Below are 16,165 nucleotides of genomic sequence, written 5' to 3' on the forward strand. Positions count from 1 at the left end.
CCTAACCCGCTGCTACGCTTCGCAGGTCAGTTCCTTTGCCGGGCGGGCGCACCTCCATACCAGGTGCGTTGGACTTGTGAGCTGTCGTTCCGTTGGCCAGTGGCTGGGTCAATCGAGCCGGACGACAGAGGCGGAACTGACACGGCATGACCACGCACGACGGCCAGCGGGCAGTCGGGCGCTCGACCTGATAGCCGGAGCTGGAGTGTGTCGTGGGTCCGTGGGTTGTACTGGTGCTTGTCGTCTTGTTGACGGCGCTGGTCTTGATCGCGTGGATGGTGCTGAGGACCTACGAGCGGGCTCGGCAGTCAACGCAAGTTCGCGCTGAGTTCAGAGCCGGTCGCCGCGTCGCCATGTCGTTGGAGCTGACCCCTGTGGACGCCAATCGCGACAACTCGACGTCGCCTCCGCAATTGAGCGGCGACTCTCTGCGCGGCCAGAAGTCTATGGAACGCGCACGCCCTCGCGGGCGAGGACGACGCGGGCATCCGGGTCGATAGGCGGGTCGGGGTACAGGTTGGCGTCGGTGGGTGGTCCGGGGCTGAAGGTGGCGCGCAGAGTGAGCACCTGACGGACGCGGCCTTGGTCGTCGCCGCTGGTGCGGATGCCGACCACCCACGCAGGGGTGGTCAGGGCCGCGCCGACGGTGTCGGTGATGCGGACGAGGTCGCCGAGCTGGATGCGCGGGTCGGGCAGGATCTCCACGTCCCCGAGCACGGGCAGCGGGGAGGCGGCGACGGCGAGCAGGTAGGACGCGACCGCCGAGGCCGCGGCCGAGGTCTGCAACCACGGCGTGGGCGGTACCTGGTAGACCTGCGCGCCGTAGCGGGTGACGCTCGTGGTGTCGATGCGCCGCAGCAGCTTGCGGGACGGTCCGTTAACGGCCAGTTCGACGGAGTAGATCGACAGCGATGGGACGTTGCCCGTGGTGAGCATGTAGACGGTGCTCGGTCCGGTGTTGCGGAAGGTGACGCGCAGGGTCGCGCCGTCGCGTTCGGTGGTGGATTCCACCCGCCCGTGGACCCCGGTGCTGCCGTCGCTGGCCGTCGACCAGCGCACCCGCGAGGTGGAGGCGGGCGTGGTGGCGACGTAGGCGATGGGGGGTGGGGAGTCGTATTCGGTGACGTCGTAGTCGTAGGTCAGGGTCAGGGTGGAGAAGGCGGGGATGCTGCGTCGGGTGGTCTCGGTGAACCGCTCCCGCGTGGAGCCGATCGTGTAGACGGAGTACGGGACGTCGATGACGTTGCGGACGGAGTCGATCGCTTCCGTCACCCGCAGGCCCGCGATCTCCCGTGCGCTGGTCGCGGTGAGCACAGGGGTTCCAGGCGAGGTGAAGCGGGTGTTGTTGCGGTAGCGGAAGATGCCGTGTTCGTCGAACGAGGCGGTGGCCTGCTCGGCGCGGGCCACGGCGCTGATCACCTCCCACGCCGAGCCCTGGGTGGGCGGGATCGCGGTCAGGGTGCTGGTGAGGTTGTCCAGCACCGCGCCGCGCTGCCAGGTCGGTCCCTCGAAGTCGGCGCGGGTGGGCTGGGTCAGCGTCAGCGAGACCTGGACGGCTTCGACCGGCAGGCCGGAGGTCAGGGCGATGTAGTTGAGCTGGGTGCCTCCGGCGGGCATTCCGCCCAGCGTGCCGGGGTTGAACTCGTTGTAGTAGCCGTCCGGCCCGGACATGAAGATCCGCGCTGAAGGCTGGGTGCCGTTGAACGTCCAGAAACAGCCGAGGTGCCAGCGTCCGACCGGCAGCGGGGTGAGGAACAACTGGCTGGCGAGCTGCCCGTCCGAGCTGGCGGAGGCGGTTTGCGGGTCGGATCTGAAGTTCACGCCGAACTCGACGGAGTTGGTCGCGCCGTCTGCCTGGTAGAAGCACGACAGCGCGACCGCCCCGGTGTCGGGGCCGATGGTGCTGGTGTCCACCCAGCACTCCACGAACAGCGACCGGCCGGGAACGGTGGTCCGGGTGCGCGGATCCCAGCGGACGGTGAAGCTCGTCGTGGTCGAGCCCGGCAGCGCGGCCATCTCCCACGGCGCGCGGCTGCGGGTGTAGCCGATCGAACCCGAGTGGGTGCGGTAGAAGCCCACATCGGGCGCGATGCCGCCGTGCATCGAGGCGTAGAGGATGCACTCCGTGCGTGGAGGCGGGGCGGTGTGGATGCCCGCGTCCCGCAACAGGTTGTCCACCACCCACGTGCCCGACGCGATCGGGACGGTGTTGACCGACACCGCCGCCGGAAGGCGGGCCGCGCCGCGCAGCCGCTCTGCGCCGTCCAGCGCCGACAGCTCGACCCGGCCGGTGGCGGAGTCGGCGACGCGGTCGCGGACCAGGCCGCGGAACGCGGGTAGGGCGTCGTCGGCCAGGCCCCAGCCGTGCAGGACCGATTGGCGGGGTCGGGCGATGTCGGCGGTGGTGTGTGGGGCGTAGGGGCTGTAGAGCTGGGCGGCGGTCTGCTCCCCGGTGCCGGTGAGCGTGAGGCGCAGTTCGGCCGACGCACTGCCGTTGGTGGCGCGCATCGGGGCGGGCAGGTCGGAGTCGTAGGCGCGATCCAGCGACCAGGAGGTGACCTGCTCGGTGAGGTCCTTGCCGCCCAGGCGCGTGAGGCTGGTGTGGACCCGTTCGGGTTCGCCGAGCGCGGCAGTGAGCGCGGGGTCAGCTTCGAGCACGGTGCACCTACCAAGCCGTTCACGGCGATTAGACGACTTCCGTTACGCCGATGAGGTGGCAACTCGTCTAATTTCGGCTGATTGAGGTATAAATCTGACACAACAGCCCTCGATGGACGCAAAATCGGTTCATGGAGGGATTGCCGGTGGGGATCGTAGTGTTGTTACTGGCCGTTGCGACGGCCAGCGTGCCTGTATTAGCCCTGGTCATTGCGTTGCGTGGATCGTCACCTTCGGAACGTCCCGCAATCATCAGGGCATTGACGGGGTATGTCCGAGCGGCCGGAAGGTCGCGTGCGATGCGCCGCTCGTTCAGTGGCCGAGGGAAGAATTCGTGATTCGGGCGGGTGGCTCAGCTCTGAGCACGCCGCACCTCTACGAGGGTCATCGACAGGTCTCGGTGTGGGAGCCGCGGGCGGTCGGCGTAGGCGGTGATGGTCATGGCCGGGCAGCCGTCGCCGACCGGGATGGGTTCGGCGGCGGTGACGGGTTCGCCGAGGCGCAGCAGGGCGCCGCCTACTGCGGTGGGCGTAGTGAGGGCGGGCAGGTCGACCTTGGGCAGGACGAACGCGGCCTCGGCGGGTGGGACGGCGGTCAGGACCGGTGCGGCCGGTTCGGCGGAGCCGACGAACACCCCGCCTGCGTCCCAGAACTCCAACCGGCACACCGAGCCTTCCAGGGAGCGGGTCAGGTGGCTGGTGAACGAGACCGGCACATCGGGCAGTACCGGCCACCCCAGCCAGTACGGCGGCGTGTAGTAGAGCTGGCTGCTGTTGGCCTGGGTGGCGGTGATGGTGAGTACGCCGTCCGCACGTTCGGCCAGAGTGCCCCACCCGACCAGCTGAATCCGGCGCGGTGTGCGCCCGAGGGATTGACCGGCCTCCAACAGGTTGTCGCTGGCAGGGTCGAGCACGGCCAGCGGGCCGGGGCCGTGGGCGCGGCGGGCCAGGGCGTCGAGCCAGCGGGCATGCTCGGTCAGCAGCACCGACCAGGACAGGGACAGGCGGCGGGGCGGGGTGGCCAACCGGGTGGTGGTCACCCCGCCCGCCAGCGAGGAGAACTCCTGCACCCCGAGCGCGACGGAACGGTCGAACTCCGTTGCGGTGTCGGGGATTTCCCGCAGCGCACCGGGCGGGCCGATCCACAGTGAACGCATGGGCGCTCACCTCCTGGACAGGATGCGTTCGCCGTCTGCGGTGGCGCGGGCGATCTCGGTTGCGCCGACCTGCACCACCACCGGCCGCGCGGCCAGCTCCCGCACGGCGTCCACCAGTTCGCCCAGGTCCGGCGGTGCCGTCCCGGCGGCCTCGGAAGCGTTGGTGCTGCGAATGATCACCCGATCCGGTGCGGTCCGACCGCGTGCGTCTTCGGGCGTGGCCATGCGTGGGATGCTGGCCGTCAGGTCGGACAGGTAGGCCCGGACGGCGGGTTCCTCGGCCTCGAACCCGGAGAGCAGACCGCGCATGATCAACCGGCCGTTGCCGCGCAGCAGGACGCGGTCACGTTCGGGCGGTCCCTTCCAGTTCGGCAGGAGGTTGGTCACCTGCCCGAGCTTGTCGCGCAGCGAGTTGATCATGGACTCGATGCCGCGCAGCAGGCCCCGGATCAGGTTCTTTCCGGCCTCGACCAGCAGTGATCCGAGGTCGCCGAGCGCGCCGAGCAGCCGCGAGGGGATGCCCGCGACGAACGAGACCAGGCCGCCCGTGGCGAGGTCGACGCCGTTGCGGATGGCCTGCCAGGCTCTCGTGACGATGTCCCGCACGCCCGACCAGGCCCGCGACCAGTCGCCGGTGATCACGCCCATGACCAGGTCCAACAGGCCCTGGAGGAACGTGAGCGCGCCCGAGACGGTGTCCACGATGCGCGCGAAGATCGGCGCGACGACGTTGTCGATCAAGAACCGCAGGGTCGGGATCAGCTTGGACGTGACCTCGGCGGCGACGGCGGCGAACATGGCCGTCCAGGTCGCGAGCACCCCGGTGGCCTGCACGATCACCGGCACCAGGAGCGCGACGAGCTGGAGCAGCGGCGGCAGCAGCTCCGAGACGAGCTGGAGCAGGACCGGCGTCAGCGGGAGCAGACCTTCGGTCGTGATCCGCAACAGGCCCTCGACAAGCGGCGGCAACAGCGGCAGCAGTCCTTGCAGCCCAACGGCCAGCGTCTCGCCGAGCAACTGTCCAATCTGGACCAGAGTCGGCGTTGCTGCGGCGAGCCCGACCGACAGGACCTCGGCCAGTCGCTGGACCGTCGAGACGATCACCGGCAGCACGGGCAGCGCCGCCGTGAGCCCGGCGAGCAGGACTTGAGCCCAGACGTCGGCCAGTTGGCCGACCAGCGGCAGTACCGCCGCCAAGGCCGTGAGCAGCGCGCCGCCGATCTGCGCCGCGATCGGCGTCAGAACGCGAAGCAGATTCGCGAGCGCCGGGGCGGCGATGTTCACGGCCTGCACGAGCAACTGGCCGAGTTGGACAATCAGCGGTGCGGCGGCGCGTGCCAAGCCGATCAGGGCCGGGGCCAGCGTGCGCACCCCGTCGGCCAGCGCGCCGCCGACGAGTTCGCCGACCAGCAGCGAGACCGCAGGGGCCAGCTCGGCGGTGACACCGGCCAGCAGCTCGACCGCCGGGACCAGCAGCGACGCCAGCGCCTGGGCCGCGACCCCGGCCAGGGGTGCGAGGGAGGCCAGGACGCGGCCCGCGGGCTCGACCGCGCCCACGAGCACGCCCAGCCCAGCGGCGACCATCGGCCCGAGCTGGGCGACGGCCGGGGCGAGGACCGCTCCGGCCACGCGTGCGAGTTCGGTGAGCAGGGGCAGCAGCGCCGAGGCCACCGCGCCCAGCCCGCTGAAGATCTGGTTGAGCGCGCGTGCGCCCTCCGCCGAGCGGAGGTAGGCCAACATCCCGTCGGTCAGCGCGTGCAGGGTGGTCAGCAGGCCCGCGCCCTGGGTGTTGGCGGCCGACAGGATCGTGAACACGATCCGGGCCAGGTTGCCCAGGATGTTCGCCAGGTCGCCCAGCGCGGACAGGCCGGCGGACAGCCACTCGCGTAGCTGCCCGGTCTCGCGGGCGGTGGCGATGAACTGCGCGAACCGCTGCGTGCTCTCCCCGAGCCCGGAGGCGAAGCCGGGCAGGAAGTCCGAGCCCACGGCGGCGATGTCGCGGATGGCGCGCAGCAGCGGCGCCACACCGCCCGCCAGCGCGCGGACGGATTGGCCGGTGTTGTCCAGAATCAGCCGGACGTCATCGACCGTGCGCGCCTCGCCCGCGAACCCCGCCGCCTGCCGGGCGGCCTGGTTGTAGCCCTCGGCGATGCCGACCAGACCGTCACGCAGGACCGGCAGGTACCGGTCCCCCAGGCGTTCGACTTCGCTGCCGAGTCCGGCGAACAGCGCCGCCTGGACGTCGAGCTTGAGGCCGTCGAGCTGGGGGCGCAGGGCGCGGACGGCGTCGGTGGTCTCCCGCATTGCGGGCGGGAAGTCCTTGACCGCCTTGGCGTACTCGGCGGGCGTCTCCGCGCTGAGGGCGTCGTTGAGACCGTCGACGCCCAGGCGCAGCGCGCCCACGGCGGCGGCGGCGATGCCGACCGCCGGGACGATCAGCAGCGAACCGGCCGCGGTCCCCGCCGCCGCGCCCAGCCCGCCCATCAGCCCGAGTACCTGGGCGATGCCACCGGCCAGCGCGGCGTACTTCAGCGTCGCCGCGCCCACGGTGGCGGTGTGGGCGGTGACGCTGCCCGTCAGCCCGGTGACGCCCCGATCCAACTGGGCCAGCCCACGCACGCTCGCGCCCACGCTGCGGTCCAGGACCGTGCGGACGGTGACGGTGTGCCCGGACAACCGGCGCTTGAGGTCGGCGAACTCGTCACGGGCCGGTGCGGAGTCCAGTTCGGCCAGCAGCCGCATCGCGGTCCGGTCGCCCGCGCGGGCCAGCTCTGCGAGCTGGGCGCGCACCAGCGCGGTCTGGATCTGCGCGCCCAGGGTGATGTCGGGTGCGCCGCGCTGGGCCTGGTTGATCTGCTCGCGGACGTGCCGCCCGAGGCCCTGGAGGCTGGGCAGGATGGTGAGGTAGGCGTGGCCGACGGTTGCCAGGAGCGCTCACGCTCCCCGCATCCAGAACGCGATCTCGCGCAGTGACTTCGTCTCGGCCTGGGGTTCACCCCCTGCCGGTGCGGGAGGGGCGGTGTCGCCGAGGTCCAACGGCGCGGCGATGTCGGCGTCGGTGACCTTGCCGCCCAGGGCGGTGGCGACGGTGGCCCACAGCAGGGTCACGCGGCGTTCGAGTGCGGCGAGCAGGACTTCGGGCCGGGTCCATCCGGCGTCGGGTCCGGTCGCGCGCCACACGGCGGCGTCGTCCGGGAGGTGCGCGACCACGGCGCACACCCGCCGGAACGACAACCGGCCCCGGTAGAGGTCCAACAGGTCCAGGCCCAGCCGCAGGAAGTCGACTTCGAGGGCGTGGGCGGTGGTGTCGTCCGCCAGGAGGCGGGCGACGATCAGGGGTTTCCCCGCCCCAGCTCCCGCATGATCGTCTGCGAGAAGTGCTCCGCGTCGGCGGCGGTGGTCGCCAGGCCGCGCCACGTCGTGTACTGCTCGTCACCGAGGATCAGCCGCAGCGACAGCAGGACCTTGCCCTCCTCCTCGGCCTCGATCGCGGCCAACGGGAACTCCGAGGCGGACGGCAGGGTGAAGCGCTTGCCGCGCCACATCACCGCGTGCTCGCTGCGCGCGGCTGGGCGGTTGGTGGCCTCGCGGCGCTGGGATCGGCTCACTTCGTGTTCTCCTCGATGGCGAGCGTGCCGCCGCCGCTGGGCGGGGCGAGCAGGACGGCGGGGTCGTCGGTGAGCCACACGGCCAGCGTGGTGCCGGTAGCGGGGGCGAGTGCGGCGAAGGTCAGGCCCCAGCGGGCTTCCTGGGTTCGGGTCCACTGGGCGTCCTGGGTTTCGGAGACCTCGGCGCGCGGGACGTAGAGCCGGTGGTGGTAGATCTCGGTGGCGGAGATCTGGTCGACCCAGTCCACGCACAGGGCGCGTTCGTCACCCTTGGGCACGCTGCTGATCTCGGCGCGGTACTTCTTCGACCCGGCGGAGGTCTCGGCGAACACCATCCCGCCGAAGTACGCGCCCAGCACGATGCCCTTGGTCTCCTGGAAGACGCTGGAGACGCCGAACTCCTGGCTGGTGTAGATGTAGCGCGCGGGGGTGACCTGCTGCCAGTGCGTGGTGCCGGACTTCTCCACCGCGCGGCGGATGGTCACCCCGTCCTCGGTCGACAGGCCCAGCCCGCTCCACGCGGCAGGCAGGGGCGTGCCGGGGTCGGGTGGTTCGGGTGTGCCCGGTGGGGCGAGGGAGAGTTCCCCGGTGCCGGGGACGCGGACGAGGGTGGGACTCGGGGCCAAGCGGACGACCTCCAGGAGGAACGCGGGAGGGCTGCTCTCCTGGTGGTGCTTGGAGGCGGGCAGCCTCCCGAGACGGGTACGAGGGTTCAGCGGACGGTGGAGCGGGCGCGCACCGCGACGGCGGCGGTGGCCAAGGGGCGGTCGGTGTGCGGGTCGAGCCCTGCGAGTGGGCCGGTGACGGGTTCGCCGCCGGTCAGGCCGGGTGCCGGTCGCGGGGCGCACAGCTGCGCCAGCGCCAGGCCCACGGCGGCCTTGGCGGCGTGCTCGGAGCGGTGCCAGCAGGTCAGCCGGATCACTACGCGCTGAAGCGCGGGCCACTGCCAGGTGTGGCCGTCCTCGGCGACCAGCAGCCACGGCAACGACGGCGGACCGCCGTCCGGGCCGGTGCCCACCTGGGTGGACACCTTGATGCCCGCGAGCACTGGTTCGGGTCGGGCGGCCAGCTGCGGCCTGAGTGCGCGGACGACCAGTTCGGCCACGTCGACGGGGACCGGCAGCGTCACGGCTGCCTGTCCGCGTCCAGGCCGTCGACTTCCAGCCCTGCGGCTTCGGCCGCGCGTTTGAGCAGGCCGTAACGCGCCTCCATGCCGACCCCGGCGGGATGTCGCACCGCGACGGTGACGCCCACCCGGTCGCGGCGGGGATCGTCGAAGACCTCGACCGGCAGCGGCTCGCCGCTGGTGACGCGGTGACCGGCGCCGCGTGCCGCCGTGCCGACCTGATCGGCCGCGGCCTGCACCACGTCCCGGAAGCCGTCCGAGTTCAGCAACTGGCGCACGCCGTCCCGGTCGAGGCGGAAGCCGTGGAATGCGTCCATCTTCAGCCCTCCACGTGTCGGAGTCGGGTCTCGTAGTGGACGTGGCCGAACCGGGGTTCCCAGCAGTCGGGTTCGCCGTCGACCTCCAACACCCGCTCGCGCCACTCGATGCGCTCGCGGGCGACCAGACGCTCGATGCCGAACAGCCGCCACGCCGTGGTCACGGGGCGGCGGCCGGGTTCGGCGGGTTCGGCCGAGGTGACCGGCTGGAGCAGGCCCCACATCACGCGACGCGGGGCGTCCGGCCCGTAGTCGAGGTCCGGGGTGGGGTTGTCGTACTCGTCGGTGACCGGTGTGGGGGTGACGACGAGGAAGCGGTGAGGTAGCTGAACGGCGCTGCTCCCTTCGGAGTAGGGCGAATGGGTGATCGGGTGGTGATTCTGTTTCGCCGGGTAAGCGCGCGGCGATAGAGGGGCAGGCACCGGGGGACGCCCCCCGACCCCCGGTGCCCGTTTCCCCCGAGGTCAGGCGGTCCAGATGGAGAACGCGCCGCGCGGCGCGGGAGCGGGTGGCCGGAGCAGGTCCAACTCGTCGTCGGTGAGGTAGAGCCCGCCGCCCTCGTGCGCGGCCGTGCGCGAGTGCCCGCCCACCGTCTCGGACTTGTTGCCGTCCGGCGGTGACGCCAACGCCCGCAGCACCGCCGTGGCGATCACACCGGGCGCGGTCGCGGGCGGCGGGTCGGACAGGTCCGGCACGCGGGCGCGGATGATCGCCGAGGCGTCGCCGACCAGCACCGCCGCGCGGGCCTGCTGCTCCGGGGTCAGCTGTGCCTCGGCGCGGGACTGCACGTCGACGACGGTGGCCAGGTCGGCAGCGGCCATGTTCCCACCTCCCGGTCACACCGTGTGAGCTGCACTGATCGGTGCCGCTCCATCAGGGGCACAGGCGCTGTGCGGGCGGCGGGCCGCGACTACCGTTCTCGGTGGTCGACCTGACCTGCTCGGGGTTGGAACCGCAGCCCACGACGCCTGGTGACGGGGAATGCAAGGGGTGTTGAGCGGATGGGCGAGGACAGCGCGGCGGCGGCCTCGGCGCAGGCCGTCACGGTGGACGGCGTGCCGGTGCTGCGGGTGGTGGGCGAGCTGGACATGACCGCCCTGGACACGGTGCGGGCCGAGCTGCTGATCTGGCTGGACAGCGCCCCCGAGCAGGTGGTGATCGACCTGACCGGGGTGACGTTCATGGGGTCCAGTGGCCTGGCGCTGCTGATAGAGGCCGCCGCGCACGCCGACCGGTGCGGGGTGCGGTTCGTGCTGGCCGCCGGTCACCGGGAAGTGCTGCGCCCGATCCAGGTCACCAATCTGGACGAGGTGTTCGACCTGTACCCCGACGTCGCCCAGGCCGTGGCCGCCGTGACGACCACGACGCCCCAGCCCTCACCGGTCGAGGTCGAGCCGCAGGACGTTTGATCACGTTCGCGCGGTGTATCCGTCACTTGTCGTGTTGGTGTCTGCGGCACGGACGCGACGGGGGGCCGTCCGGTCCTGGCCAGTCTCGACGCCGAGGCGTTAAGCAGCCAGCGCCCGCGCCGGTCCGGTCGCGCGGTGCGGGCTCACGGCAAACCGCCCGAGCCCCGCACCGCGCCCAATCACCACCTCACGCACCGGGTTCAGTCCTGCGTCGGGTCCTTGGGCGGACGTCCACCCGCCGCACGGACGCCCAACTCGGCGGGCAGCCCGCGCAGGGCCTCGATCACTGCCTTGTCGGTCACCTCGGCCTCGCCGTCGGTGAAGGTGACGCCCAGGTCGTGGATCACGAGCTGCTTGTAGCGGGTGCTGGTGAACTTCACGCACCACCCCCGGTCGGGCCGGTGGTCAGACCGGTGATCTTGCCGTGCGCGATCTCCGGCCCGTACTCCAAGGAGATCTCGCCGTAGATCTGCGCCCGATCGGAACTGCCGGTCTTGGCCAGCGGCTCCGAGAACAGGAACCCCTGCCCCGGCTTCTCCAGCAGCACCGGCGCGCACTGGTCGAGGCTGACTACCTGGACCGTGTCGGTCGGCATGTACCGGTTGAGCATGATCGACAACCGGCCGAAGTCGGTCTCGATCGTGGTCACCGCGACACCGCCGACGTTGCGGGTCTCCTCGCGGTAGTTCTTCTTGATGACGAACTCGTCGGTGAGCTGCCGCTTCTGCCAGGCGTTGCACATCAGCGTGGCCGTCTCCGACACCTGGATGCCGCCGTTCTCCCACACCTTCTGCAACAGGTCGATCACCATGCGCTCGGTGAGGGGCGTCGGGGTGGCGTTGGTGATCACGTTGGTGCGGGTGGCCTCCAGGATGCCCCTGGTCCTGCGCACCGTGGAGCTGTCGGTGGGCTCCTGGTAGCGGCCGACCAGGAACGTCAACTCGACGTCGCGGGCGATCTGCACGAGCGCCTGGCGGGTCTGCCAGTCCATCTCGTTCGGGACGGCGTTGGTGCCGCCGATGGCGGCGGCGTTCGGGTTGGCCGCGCCGGTCCCGGCGAACATGTCCTGCGTGGACTGCCGGGTGTAGGTGACGCCCACGGTCTCCTGGTGGATCTCCAGGACGTTGCGGTCCTGCCCCCTCACGCGGGTCTCGGCGGGCGGGGCGTCCGCGCCCTCCAGGCGCTGGCGGTTGGGGTCCGGCGGGCGCAGGTCGTACACGGTCCAGGTGTGGACCACGGCGTTCGCGCGCCGCCCGCCGGTCAGACCGCCGATCGCGGACAGGAACGGCGTGTCGGTCGGGGTGAGGCCGAACAGTTCGCCGACGTAGTTGGGGCTGTTGTAGGTGTTGGCGATAGCGGCGATACCGGGCAAGGATTCTCCTTACGTGTCAGGGGGTTCGGGGTGCCGCTGCGCGTGCCTGCTCGGCGACGATCCGGTTCTTCAGGCTGATCGCGGTGGCCCAGTCACCGCGCGACTCGGCCTCGCGGATCTGCTCGGCGACACCGGACGGCCCGCCCTGCCGCTGGCCCTGCGAGGGGTCCGGGGCGGGGCGGCGCGGCCCGTCGACGCGGGCCAGGTGCGGGCGCGCGGTGAGCACCGCGGCGAGGTCGGCGGCGATGGCGGCGGTGTCGAGCGTGCCGTCCTCGGACAGGTAGCGGTCCCGGTCGTCCAGGTAGCGCGGCGCGTCGGTGGGGTCGGCCCAGCCGGAGGCGGCGGCGCGGATCTCCGCGTCCACCGCCACGCGGCGCAGCGCGGCGAGCTGGGCTTCGGCGGCGGTGGCGCGCTCGGCGGCCTTCTCCGCGTCGGTCTTGTTCGCGGCCTCGATCTCGTCCAGCTTGGACGCCTTGGCCTTGTGCTCCCGTGCGGTCTGCTCTGCGTGAGTCAGCTTGGTGCGGATCTCCGCGTACAACGCCCGGTAGTCCGGTTCGGCGGCCTTGCCGGTGCCCTCGGCGGGTGGGGTCGGGGCGGGTGGTTCGGGGGTCGGTGGCGGGCTGGTGGGTGGCTGGGCGGGCGGTTCGGTGGGTGGGGTGGTCGGGTTGTCGGACAGGGCGGAAACCCCCTTTCGTGTGAGTCGAGTCAATGTCACTTGGAATGCGGATACCGCTCGACGGTCGCAGTGCTACACCCTTCACGGTGTCGACGACCGTCCAATGGTGACCGTCCGCTGCCAAATGCTGGAGTCCGAAAGAGTCGGTCGGACACTTTGAGGTGACTGCCGACGATTTTCGCCGAGAGATGGTCGATAGTTGTGTCCGGCGTGCTCTGCGCTCGATCGTCATCGAAAGATGATCGAATCCCGAGATCATCCTGAGGAGATGGAGGCAACGTGAAATCTATTTCGCGCGCGCTGGCCGCAACCGCTGCCGCGTTCTTCGCCGCTGGTGCAACTCTGCTGTCCACCGGTACCGCACAGGCGACAGCCATCGACTGCGAGAATTACCTCCGGTCCTTGGGCTACCCGATCACCTACGCCATATGGGACGGCTGCAGTTACGGCGAAGTCGGACTCACGTATCGATGCTGGGACATCCTGACCGAAGGCGACGTGATTTATGGCGACGCCAGGGAAGCATGTCGTCGGGCTGCTTTGTGACGCCACCAAGATGGTCGCCGCAAGCGCTGTGGAAACCTTTGAGAAACCCCATTAGGAGGGGGCATCGATGAAGCGAAGTTTTGCATTCGTGGCTGTGGTCAGCGCTGCCGTTCTTGTGCTTGGCACGGCAACGGTGTACGCCAAGAGCGACACAGGTGCATCCTCTCCCGTGTCGAGGACCCTTCAAGTCGTCACCATGCCCTCTTCGGAGGTGAACGTGGGCACCAGCTGGGTGGGCGTCATGGACGTCCCGCTGACAGGAAATCAAACGTACATCGTCGACGCGAACGTCCGAGGAGGCCTGACCGCCGTGACGCCGGTCTGCTCGTTCATCAGCGCGCGGCTGGTTCATGTCGAGACCGGACAGGTGATACAGGACAGCGAGCGACTCGTCACCGAAATCTGCGTCACCGACTCGGACGATGACCCGACCAATAACCCGGAACCTGTCAAGGTGTCCAACAACGACACCGTGCCGATCAGCGTGGAGATCGATGTGAGGGGGCGGAAGACGATTCGGTTGGAGGCGATGCGGAAGGACGTGAAGGTTTTTGGCCCGATCCAAACGTCCGCGATCTTCTCCCACAGCACGGGCCTTACCACGATCCGGTATTTCTGATCGACTCCGCCTCCGAGCGCGGTGTGATAGACCAGGCCAACGCTGGCCATCTCGTTGGAGTGTCGGACAACGCGATCGGGCAACGGCACTTCGAAAGCGACATCCACTTCCGTCACTGTTCACTGGCGCAAGTCGCGTAGGTATCCGAATCGGCGCAGCTGCCGGATCAGCTCCTGCTGGTCTGCGCCCGCCGCGTTGACGAGCTGGGCGGCGGTCGGTCGGGAAACCTGGCTTCGGCGGTACCGGCCGCCGCGCTTGGCCAGGCCGCCGAGCTGCCACCCGATGCCCCGGCTGGTGATCGCCTCGCGGGTGAACTCGTACCCGCCGGCGACGTACACCTGACCGGCCCGGCGGGCGTTGACCACGCGGCCGATGTCGGCACCGGCCCGGATCGCTGCGGCCTCGCCCTTGCCGAATGCCTTGTCCTGCTGGGCGCGGGTCATGCCGTCGAACAGGGCGCGAGGGCTGCGGGAGTTGCCGCCCTCGCGCCACTGCTCGCTGGTGACCGGGCGCATGGAGCAGTCGCAGCGCGGGTGCCGCAGGAACCCGGTCGAGTACCGGTACAACCGGCCCGACAGCAGGATGCAACGCCCGCACGCGGGCAACGTCACCACCCGCTCGTACCCGGCGATCTCCGGTTCGACCACCGACCCGACGTGCACGGCGAGGCGGGCGGTGTCGTTGGTCTCGGTGGCCACGTAGGTCAGCAGCTTGGCCAAGCCGAGGGCGCGGGCGTCGGTCTCGGGCACGTCGGCGGCGCGGGCGCGGCGGTAGTAGCCGAACGCGAAGTCCATCAACGCCGACAGCACCAGGCCGTTGGCTGCCAGGCCGACGAACGCCGACGCCGCCAGCAGCGCGAGCGGAGCCGACACCGCGCCCGCGGCCAGCAGCGTGCCCGCGAGGTAGAGCGGCGCCAGCGCCGCCGACTCCTGCTGTGCCTGCTCCACCGCCGTCACGACCTGCGGCCGGACCTCCTCCACCCAGGAGACGGACGGGGTTCGGGGATCGAGCTGTCGCCAAGCGGTCTGGGCCTGGTCGACGGCCGCGCGGACGATGCGCTGCTGGGCCCGGTAGTAGTCGGCTTCGGTGCCGATCGACGTTTCCGCAGGAGCACTCAGGGCGGTCACCTCCCGGCGAGCGCGGGTTCCCGGAACTGCACCGCCAGCGGCGGCACGGTCGCGGCCGGGCCTAGTTGGACCGGGGCGCGGCGGCGCGGCGCGGGCACCCGCCCGAACCCTGGCTCGTCGGGTTCGTCGTCGGCTTGGTCGAACGGGACGGGCAGCGGCTTGGGACCGAAGTCCTCGGCCTGGTCGCCCACGGCGCGCGAGTACGCCTCGGCGTCCTCGGCCTCCATCTCCCGGATCTGGGTGTCGGAGTAGCCGAGAGCGCGACGTGACGCGCGACGCGGCAGCAACCGGTCCGCCGAGAACAGCTTCACCACCCCATCGGCCTGCGCGGCGAACGTCGGCGTGGCCGCGTCCACCCACTGCGCTTCCATGCGCAGCGCCTCGTCCGGCACCCGCCCGTCACGCACCCGCAGCACCGTGCGCATGACCTCCTCCCAGCCGTCACCGAAGCTGCGTTGACGCCGTTCGGCCCGCTTGATGTGCCGGGACTCCGAGGAGCGGATGCCGTCCGCCGAGGCGGGGTTCTCGGTGGCGTAGCCGAGGAAGTGCGGCGGCAACCCCGTGAGGCTGGCGACGAGGCGCGCCAGGGCGTTGAGGGTGGCGTGGAAGTTCGCGAGGTCGGCTTCGGGGAACTGACCGACCGAGACGCCGTCGTCCTTCGGGCTCTTGGGCGAGGCCCACAGGACACCGGCCACCGCCTCCCACGGCGACAGCGGCCGGCCGTTGGCGTCCACGAAGTCCTCTTTGTCGAAGCCCAACGCGTAGCGGCGCGGCATCGCGTGGAACTCCGCCGAGATCATCATGTCCGTGGCGATCTTCGACGCGGCGTCCGACAGCGGCAGCACGGCCGCCAGCTCCGAGCGCCCGAGCCGCGGCGGAGCAGAGCGGCGGCGTCGGGTGCGCGGCCGGTTGACGATCGGCACCACCGGCACCGCGCCCATGCCGTGCTCGTCGCGCTGATCCTCGGTCCAGGTACCGCCGCCGTCCTCCGACGAGTACCAGATCGTCTCATCAGGCAGGTAGAGCGTGGCCCACGCTTCGGTGGAGCCGTCCTCGGCATCGTCGCTGAATTGCCGTTTGAGCGCGGCGCGCACGCGGCGGGTGCGCGGGTCCAGGTCGACGTGCACGTCCAACGGCGACTCGACGGTGACCAGCGGGGTGTTCGGCCGGTCCTCGTCGGTACCCACGATCGCGAACGCACGGCCCAGGGCCAACGCGTCGACGTGGGCCTGCTCGGCGTGCAGGTCCAGCCTGTTGGCCTGCCAGATGCGCCACAGGTCGGCGTCGGCGGCCTGTTGGCCGCCGAGTCGGAACCCGGTCAGGTCCAGGCGCTCGTCCAAGGAGTCCACGACGAGCTGTGCCCAGTTGATCACTACCTGGCGGACGCGGCCGTCCAGGCGGCGGATCAGCTCCGGGTGCATGTAGCTGAGGGACTGTTCGCCCTCGTAGTAGGAGTCCAGCAACTCCAGCTCGGGGAGCTGGGCGTTGTGCAGCCGCGCCAACCGGGCTACCCACCGGGTGGGGGTGAGGGTGTTCTTCGTGGAGATCAAG

18 protein-coding genes are annotated in these 16,165 nt (G+C 70.7%); 3 read left to right on the plus strand and 15 right to left on the minus strand.

Annotation, left to right across the window (positions count from 1 at the left end):
- Positions 1-444: 444 nt before the first annotated feature.
- The 10 genes from FHX81_RS27880 to FHX81_RS27925 all read right to left on the minus strand — a co-directional run bounded on the left by FHX81_RS27880 (position 445) and on the right by FHX81_RS27925 (position 9,686).
- A complete protein-coding gene (locus tag FHX81_RS27880) occupies positions 445-2,658 on the minus strand; it encodes a hypothetical protein (protein ID WP_141981007.1) in 2,214 nt (737 codons plus the stop codon).
- A 352-nt stretch (positions 2,659-3,010) separates the two neighbouring features.
- On the minus strand, positions 3,011-3,814 hold the full coding sequence (locus tag FHX81_RS27885) for a hypothetical protein (protein WP_141981008.1): 804 nt from the start codon (positions 3,812-3,814) through the stop codon (positions 3,011-3,013).
- 6 nt (positions 3,815-3,820) lie between these two features.
- A complete protein-coding gene (locus tag FHX81_RS27890) occupies positions 3,821-6,604 on the minus strand; it encodes a phage tail protein (RefSeq protein WP_141981009.1) in 2,784 nt (927 codons plus the stop codon).
- A gap of 144 nt (positions 6,605-6,748) precedes the next feature.
- Positions 6,749-7,069: a hypothetical protein gene (locus FHX81_RS41390; RefSeq protein WP_211363582.1), complete on the minus strand. Its 321-nt coding sequence runs from the start codon at positions 7,067-7,069 to the stop codon at positions 6,749-6,751.
- Positions 7,070-7,146: 77 nt separating this feature from the next.
- On the minus strand, positions 7,147-7,422 hold the full coding sequence (locus FHX81_RS27900) for a hypothetical protein (protein WP_170232192.1): 276 nt from the start codon (positions 7,420-7,422) through the stop codon (positions 7,147-7,149).
- A complete protein-coding gene (locus FHX81_RS27905; protein ID WP_141981010.1) occupies positions 7,419-8,048 on the minus strand; it encodes a phage tail tube protein in 630 nt (209 codons plus the stop codon). Before FHX81_RS27905 ends, FHX81_RS27900 begins: the two co-directional genes overlap by 4 nt.
- Positions 8,049-8,134: 86 nt before the next feature.
- Positions 8,135-8,551 (minus strand): hypothetical protein, encoded by a 417-nt coding sequence (locus tag FHX81_RS27910; protein ID WP_141981011.1) that lies wholly within the window; start codon positions 8,549-8,551, stop codon positions 8,135-8,137.
- Positions 8,548-8,865 (minus strand): hypothetical protein, encoded by a 318-nt coding sequence (locus FHX81_RS27915; protein WP_141981012.1) that lies wholly within the window; start codon positions 8,863-8,865, stop codon positions 8,548-8,550. Before FHX81_RS27915 ends, FHX81_RS27910 begins: the two co-directional genes overlap by 4 nt.
- A 2-nt stretch (positions 8,866-8,867) precedes the next feature.
- Positions 8,868-9,089 (minus strand): hypothetical protein, encoded by a 222-nt coding sequence (locus FHX81_RS27920; protein WP_141981013.1) that lies wholly within the window; start codon positions 9,087-9,089, stop codon positions 8,868-8,870.
- A gap of 240 nt (positions 9,090-9,329) precedes the next feature.
- Positions 9,330-9,686, minus strand: coding sequence for a hypothetical protein (locus tag FHX81_RS27925; RefSeq protein ID WP_141981014.1), 357 nt, complete (start codon positions 9,684-9,686; stop codon positions 9,330-9,332).
- A gap of 180 nt (positions 9,687-9,866) precedes the next feature.
- On the opposite strand from FHX81_RS27925, the gene FHX81_RS27930 reads away from it, so the two are divergent.
- Entirely contained in the window at positions 9,867-10,274 is a 408-nt protein-coding gene (locus FHX81_RS27930; protein WP_141981015.1) for an STAS domain-containing protein, read from the plus strand.
- A gap of 200 nt (positions 10,275-10,474) precedes the next feature.
- On the opposite strand, the gene FHX81_RS27935 is transcribed toward FHX81_RS27930, so the two are convergent.
- From FHX81_RS27935 to FHX81_RS41395, 3 genes are read right to left on the minus strand one after another with little or no spacing between them, the layout of a single operon-like run.
- On the minus strand, positions 10,475-10,654 hold the full coding sequence (locus tag FHX81_RS27935; protein WP_141981016.1) for a hypothetical protein: 180 nt from the start codon (positions 10,652-10,654) through the stop codon (positions 10,475-10,477).
- Positions 10,651-11,646: an SU10 major capsid protein gene (locus tag FHX81_RS27940; RefSeq protein WP_141981017.1), complete on the minus strand. Its 996-nt coding sequence runs from the start codon at positions 11,644-11,646 to the stop codon at positions 10,651-10,653. Before FHX81_RS27940 ends, FHX81_RS27935 begins: the two co-directional genes overlap by 4 nt.
- Positions 11,647-11,662: 16 nt before the next feature.
- Entirely contained in the window at positions 11,663-12,361 is a 699-nt protein-coding gene (locus FHX81_RS41395; RefSeq protein WP_211363583.1) for a hypothetical protein, read from the minus strand.
- A gap of 240 nt (positions 12,362-12,601) precedes the next feature.
- On the opposite strand from FHX81_RS41395, the gene FHX81_RS27950 reads away from it, so the two are divergent.
- Together FHX81_RS27950 and FHX81_RS27955 are read left to right on the plus strand one after the other, a co-directional pair.
- Positions 12,602-12,868, plus strand: a complete 267-nt coding sequence (locus FHX81_RS27950) for a hypothetical protein (protein WP_141981018.1) — start codon at positions 12,602-12,604, stop codon at positions 12,866-12,868.
- A gap of 67 nt (positions 12,869-12,935) precedes the next feature.
- On the plus strand, positions 12,936-13,487 hold the full coding sequence (locus FHX81_RS27955) for a hypothetical protein (protein WP_141981019.1): 552 nt from the start codon (positions 12,936-12,938) through the stop codon (positions 13,485-13,487).
- 119 nt (positions 13,488-13,606) lie between these two features.
- On the opposite strand, the gene FHX81_RS27960 is transcribed toward FHX81_RS27955, so the two are convergent.
- Both FHX81_RS27960 and FHX81_RS27965 read right to left on the minus strand, forming a co-directional pair.
- Complete coding sequence (locus FHX81_RS27960) at positions 13,607-14,614, minus strand: hypothetical protein (protein WP_141981020.1); 1,008 nt, start codon at positions 14,612-14,614, stop codon at positions 13,607-13,609.
- Positions 14,611-16,164, minus strand: coding sequence for a phage portal protein (locus FHX81_RS27965; RefSeq protein ID WP_246108003.1), 1,554 nt, complete (start codon positions 16,162-16,164; stop codon positions 14,611-14,613). Before FHX81_RS27965 ends, FHX81_RS27960 begins: the two co-directional genes overlap by 4 nt.
- Position 16,165 lies beyond the last annotated feature (1 nt).

This window comes from Saccharothrix saharensis (genome assembly GCF_006716745.1).
GTDB classification, from domain to species: Bacteria; Actinomycetota; Actinomycetes; order Mycobacteriales; family Pseudonocardiaceae; genus Actinosynnema; species Actinosynnema saharense.

Coding starts and splice junctions, on each gene's coding strand:
- FHX81_RS27885 (WP_141981008.1), bottom strand. CDS start 3,814: ATGCGTTCACTGTGGATCGGCCCGCCCGGTGCGCTGCGGGAAATCCCC.
- FHX81_RS27915 (WP_141981012.1), bottom strand. CDS start 8,865: ATGGACGCATTCCACGGCTTCCGCCTCGACCGGGACGGCGTGCGCCAG.
- FHX81_RS27920 (WP_141981013.1), bottom strand. CDS start 9,089: ATGTGGGGCCTGCTCCAGCCGGTCACCTCGGCCGAACCCGCCGAACCC.
- FHX81_RS27925 (WP_141981014.1), bottom strand. CDS start 9,686: ATGGCCGCTGCCGACCTGGCCACCGTCGTCGACGTGCAGTCCCGCGCC.
- FHX81_RS27930 (WP_141981015.1), top strand. CDS start 9,867: ATGGGCGAGGACAGCGCGGCGGCGGCCTCGGCGCAGGCCGTCACGGTG.
- FHX81_RS27955 (WP_141981019.1), top strand. CDS start 12,936: ATGAAGCGAAGTTTTGCATTCGTGGCTGTGGTCAGCGCTGCCGTTCTT.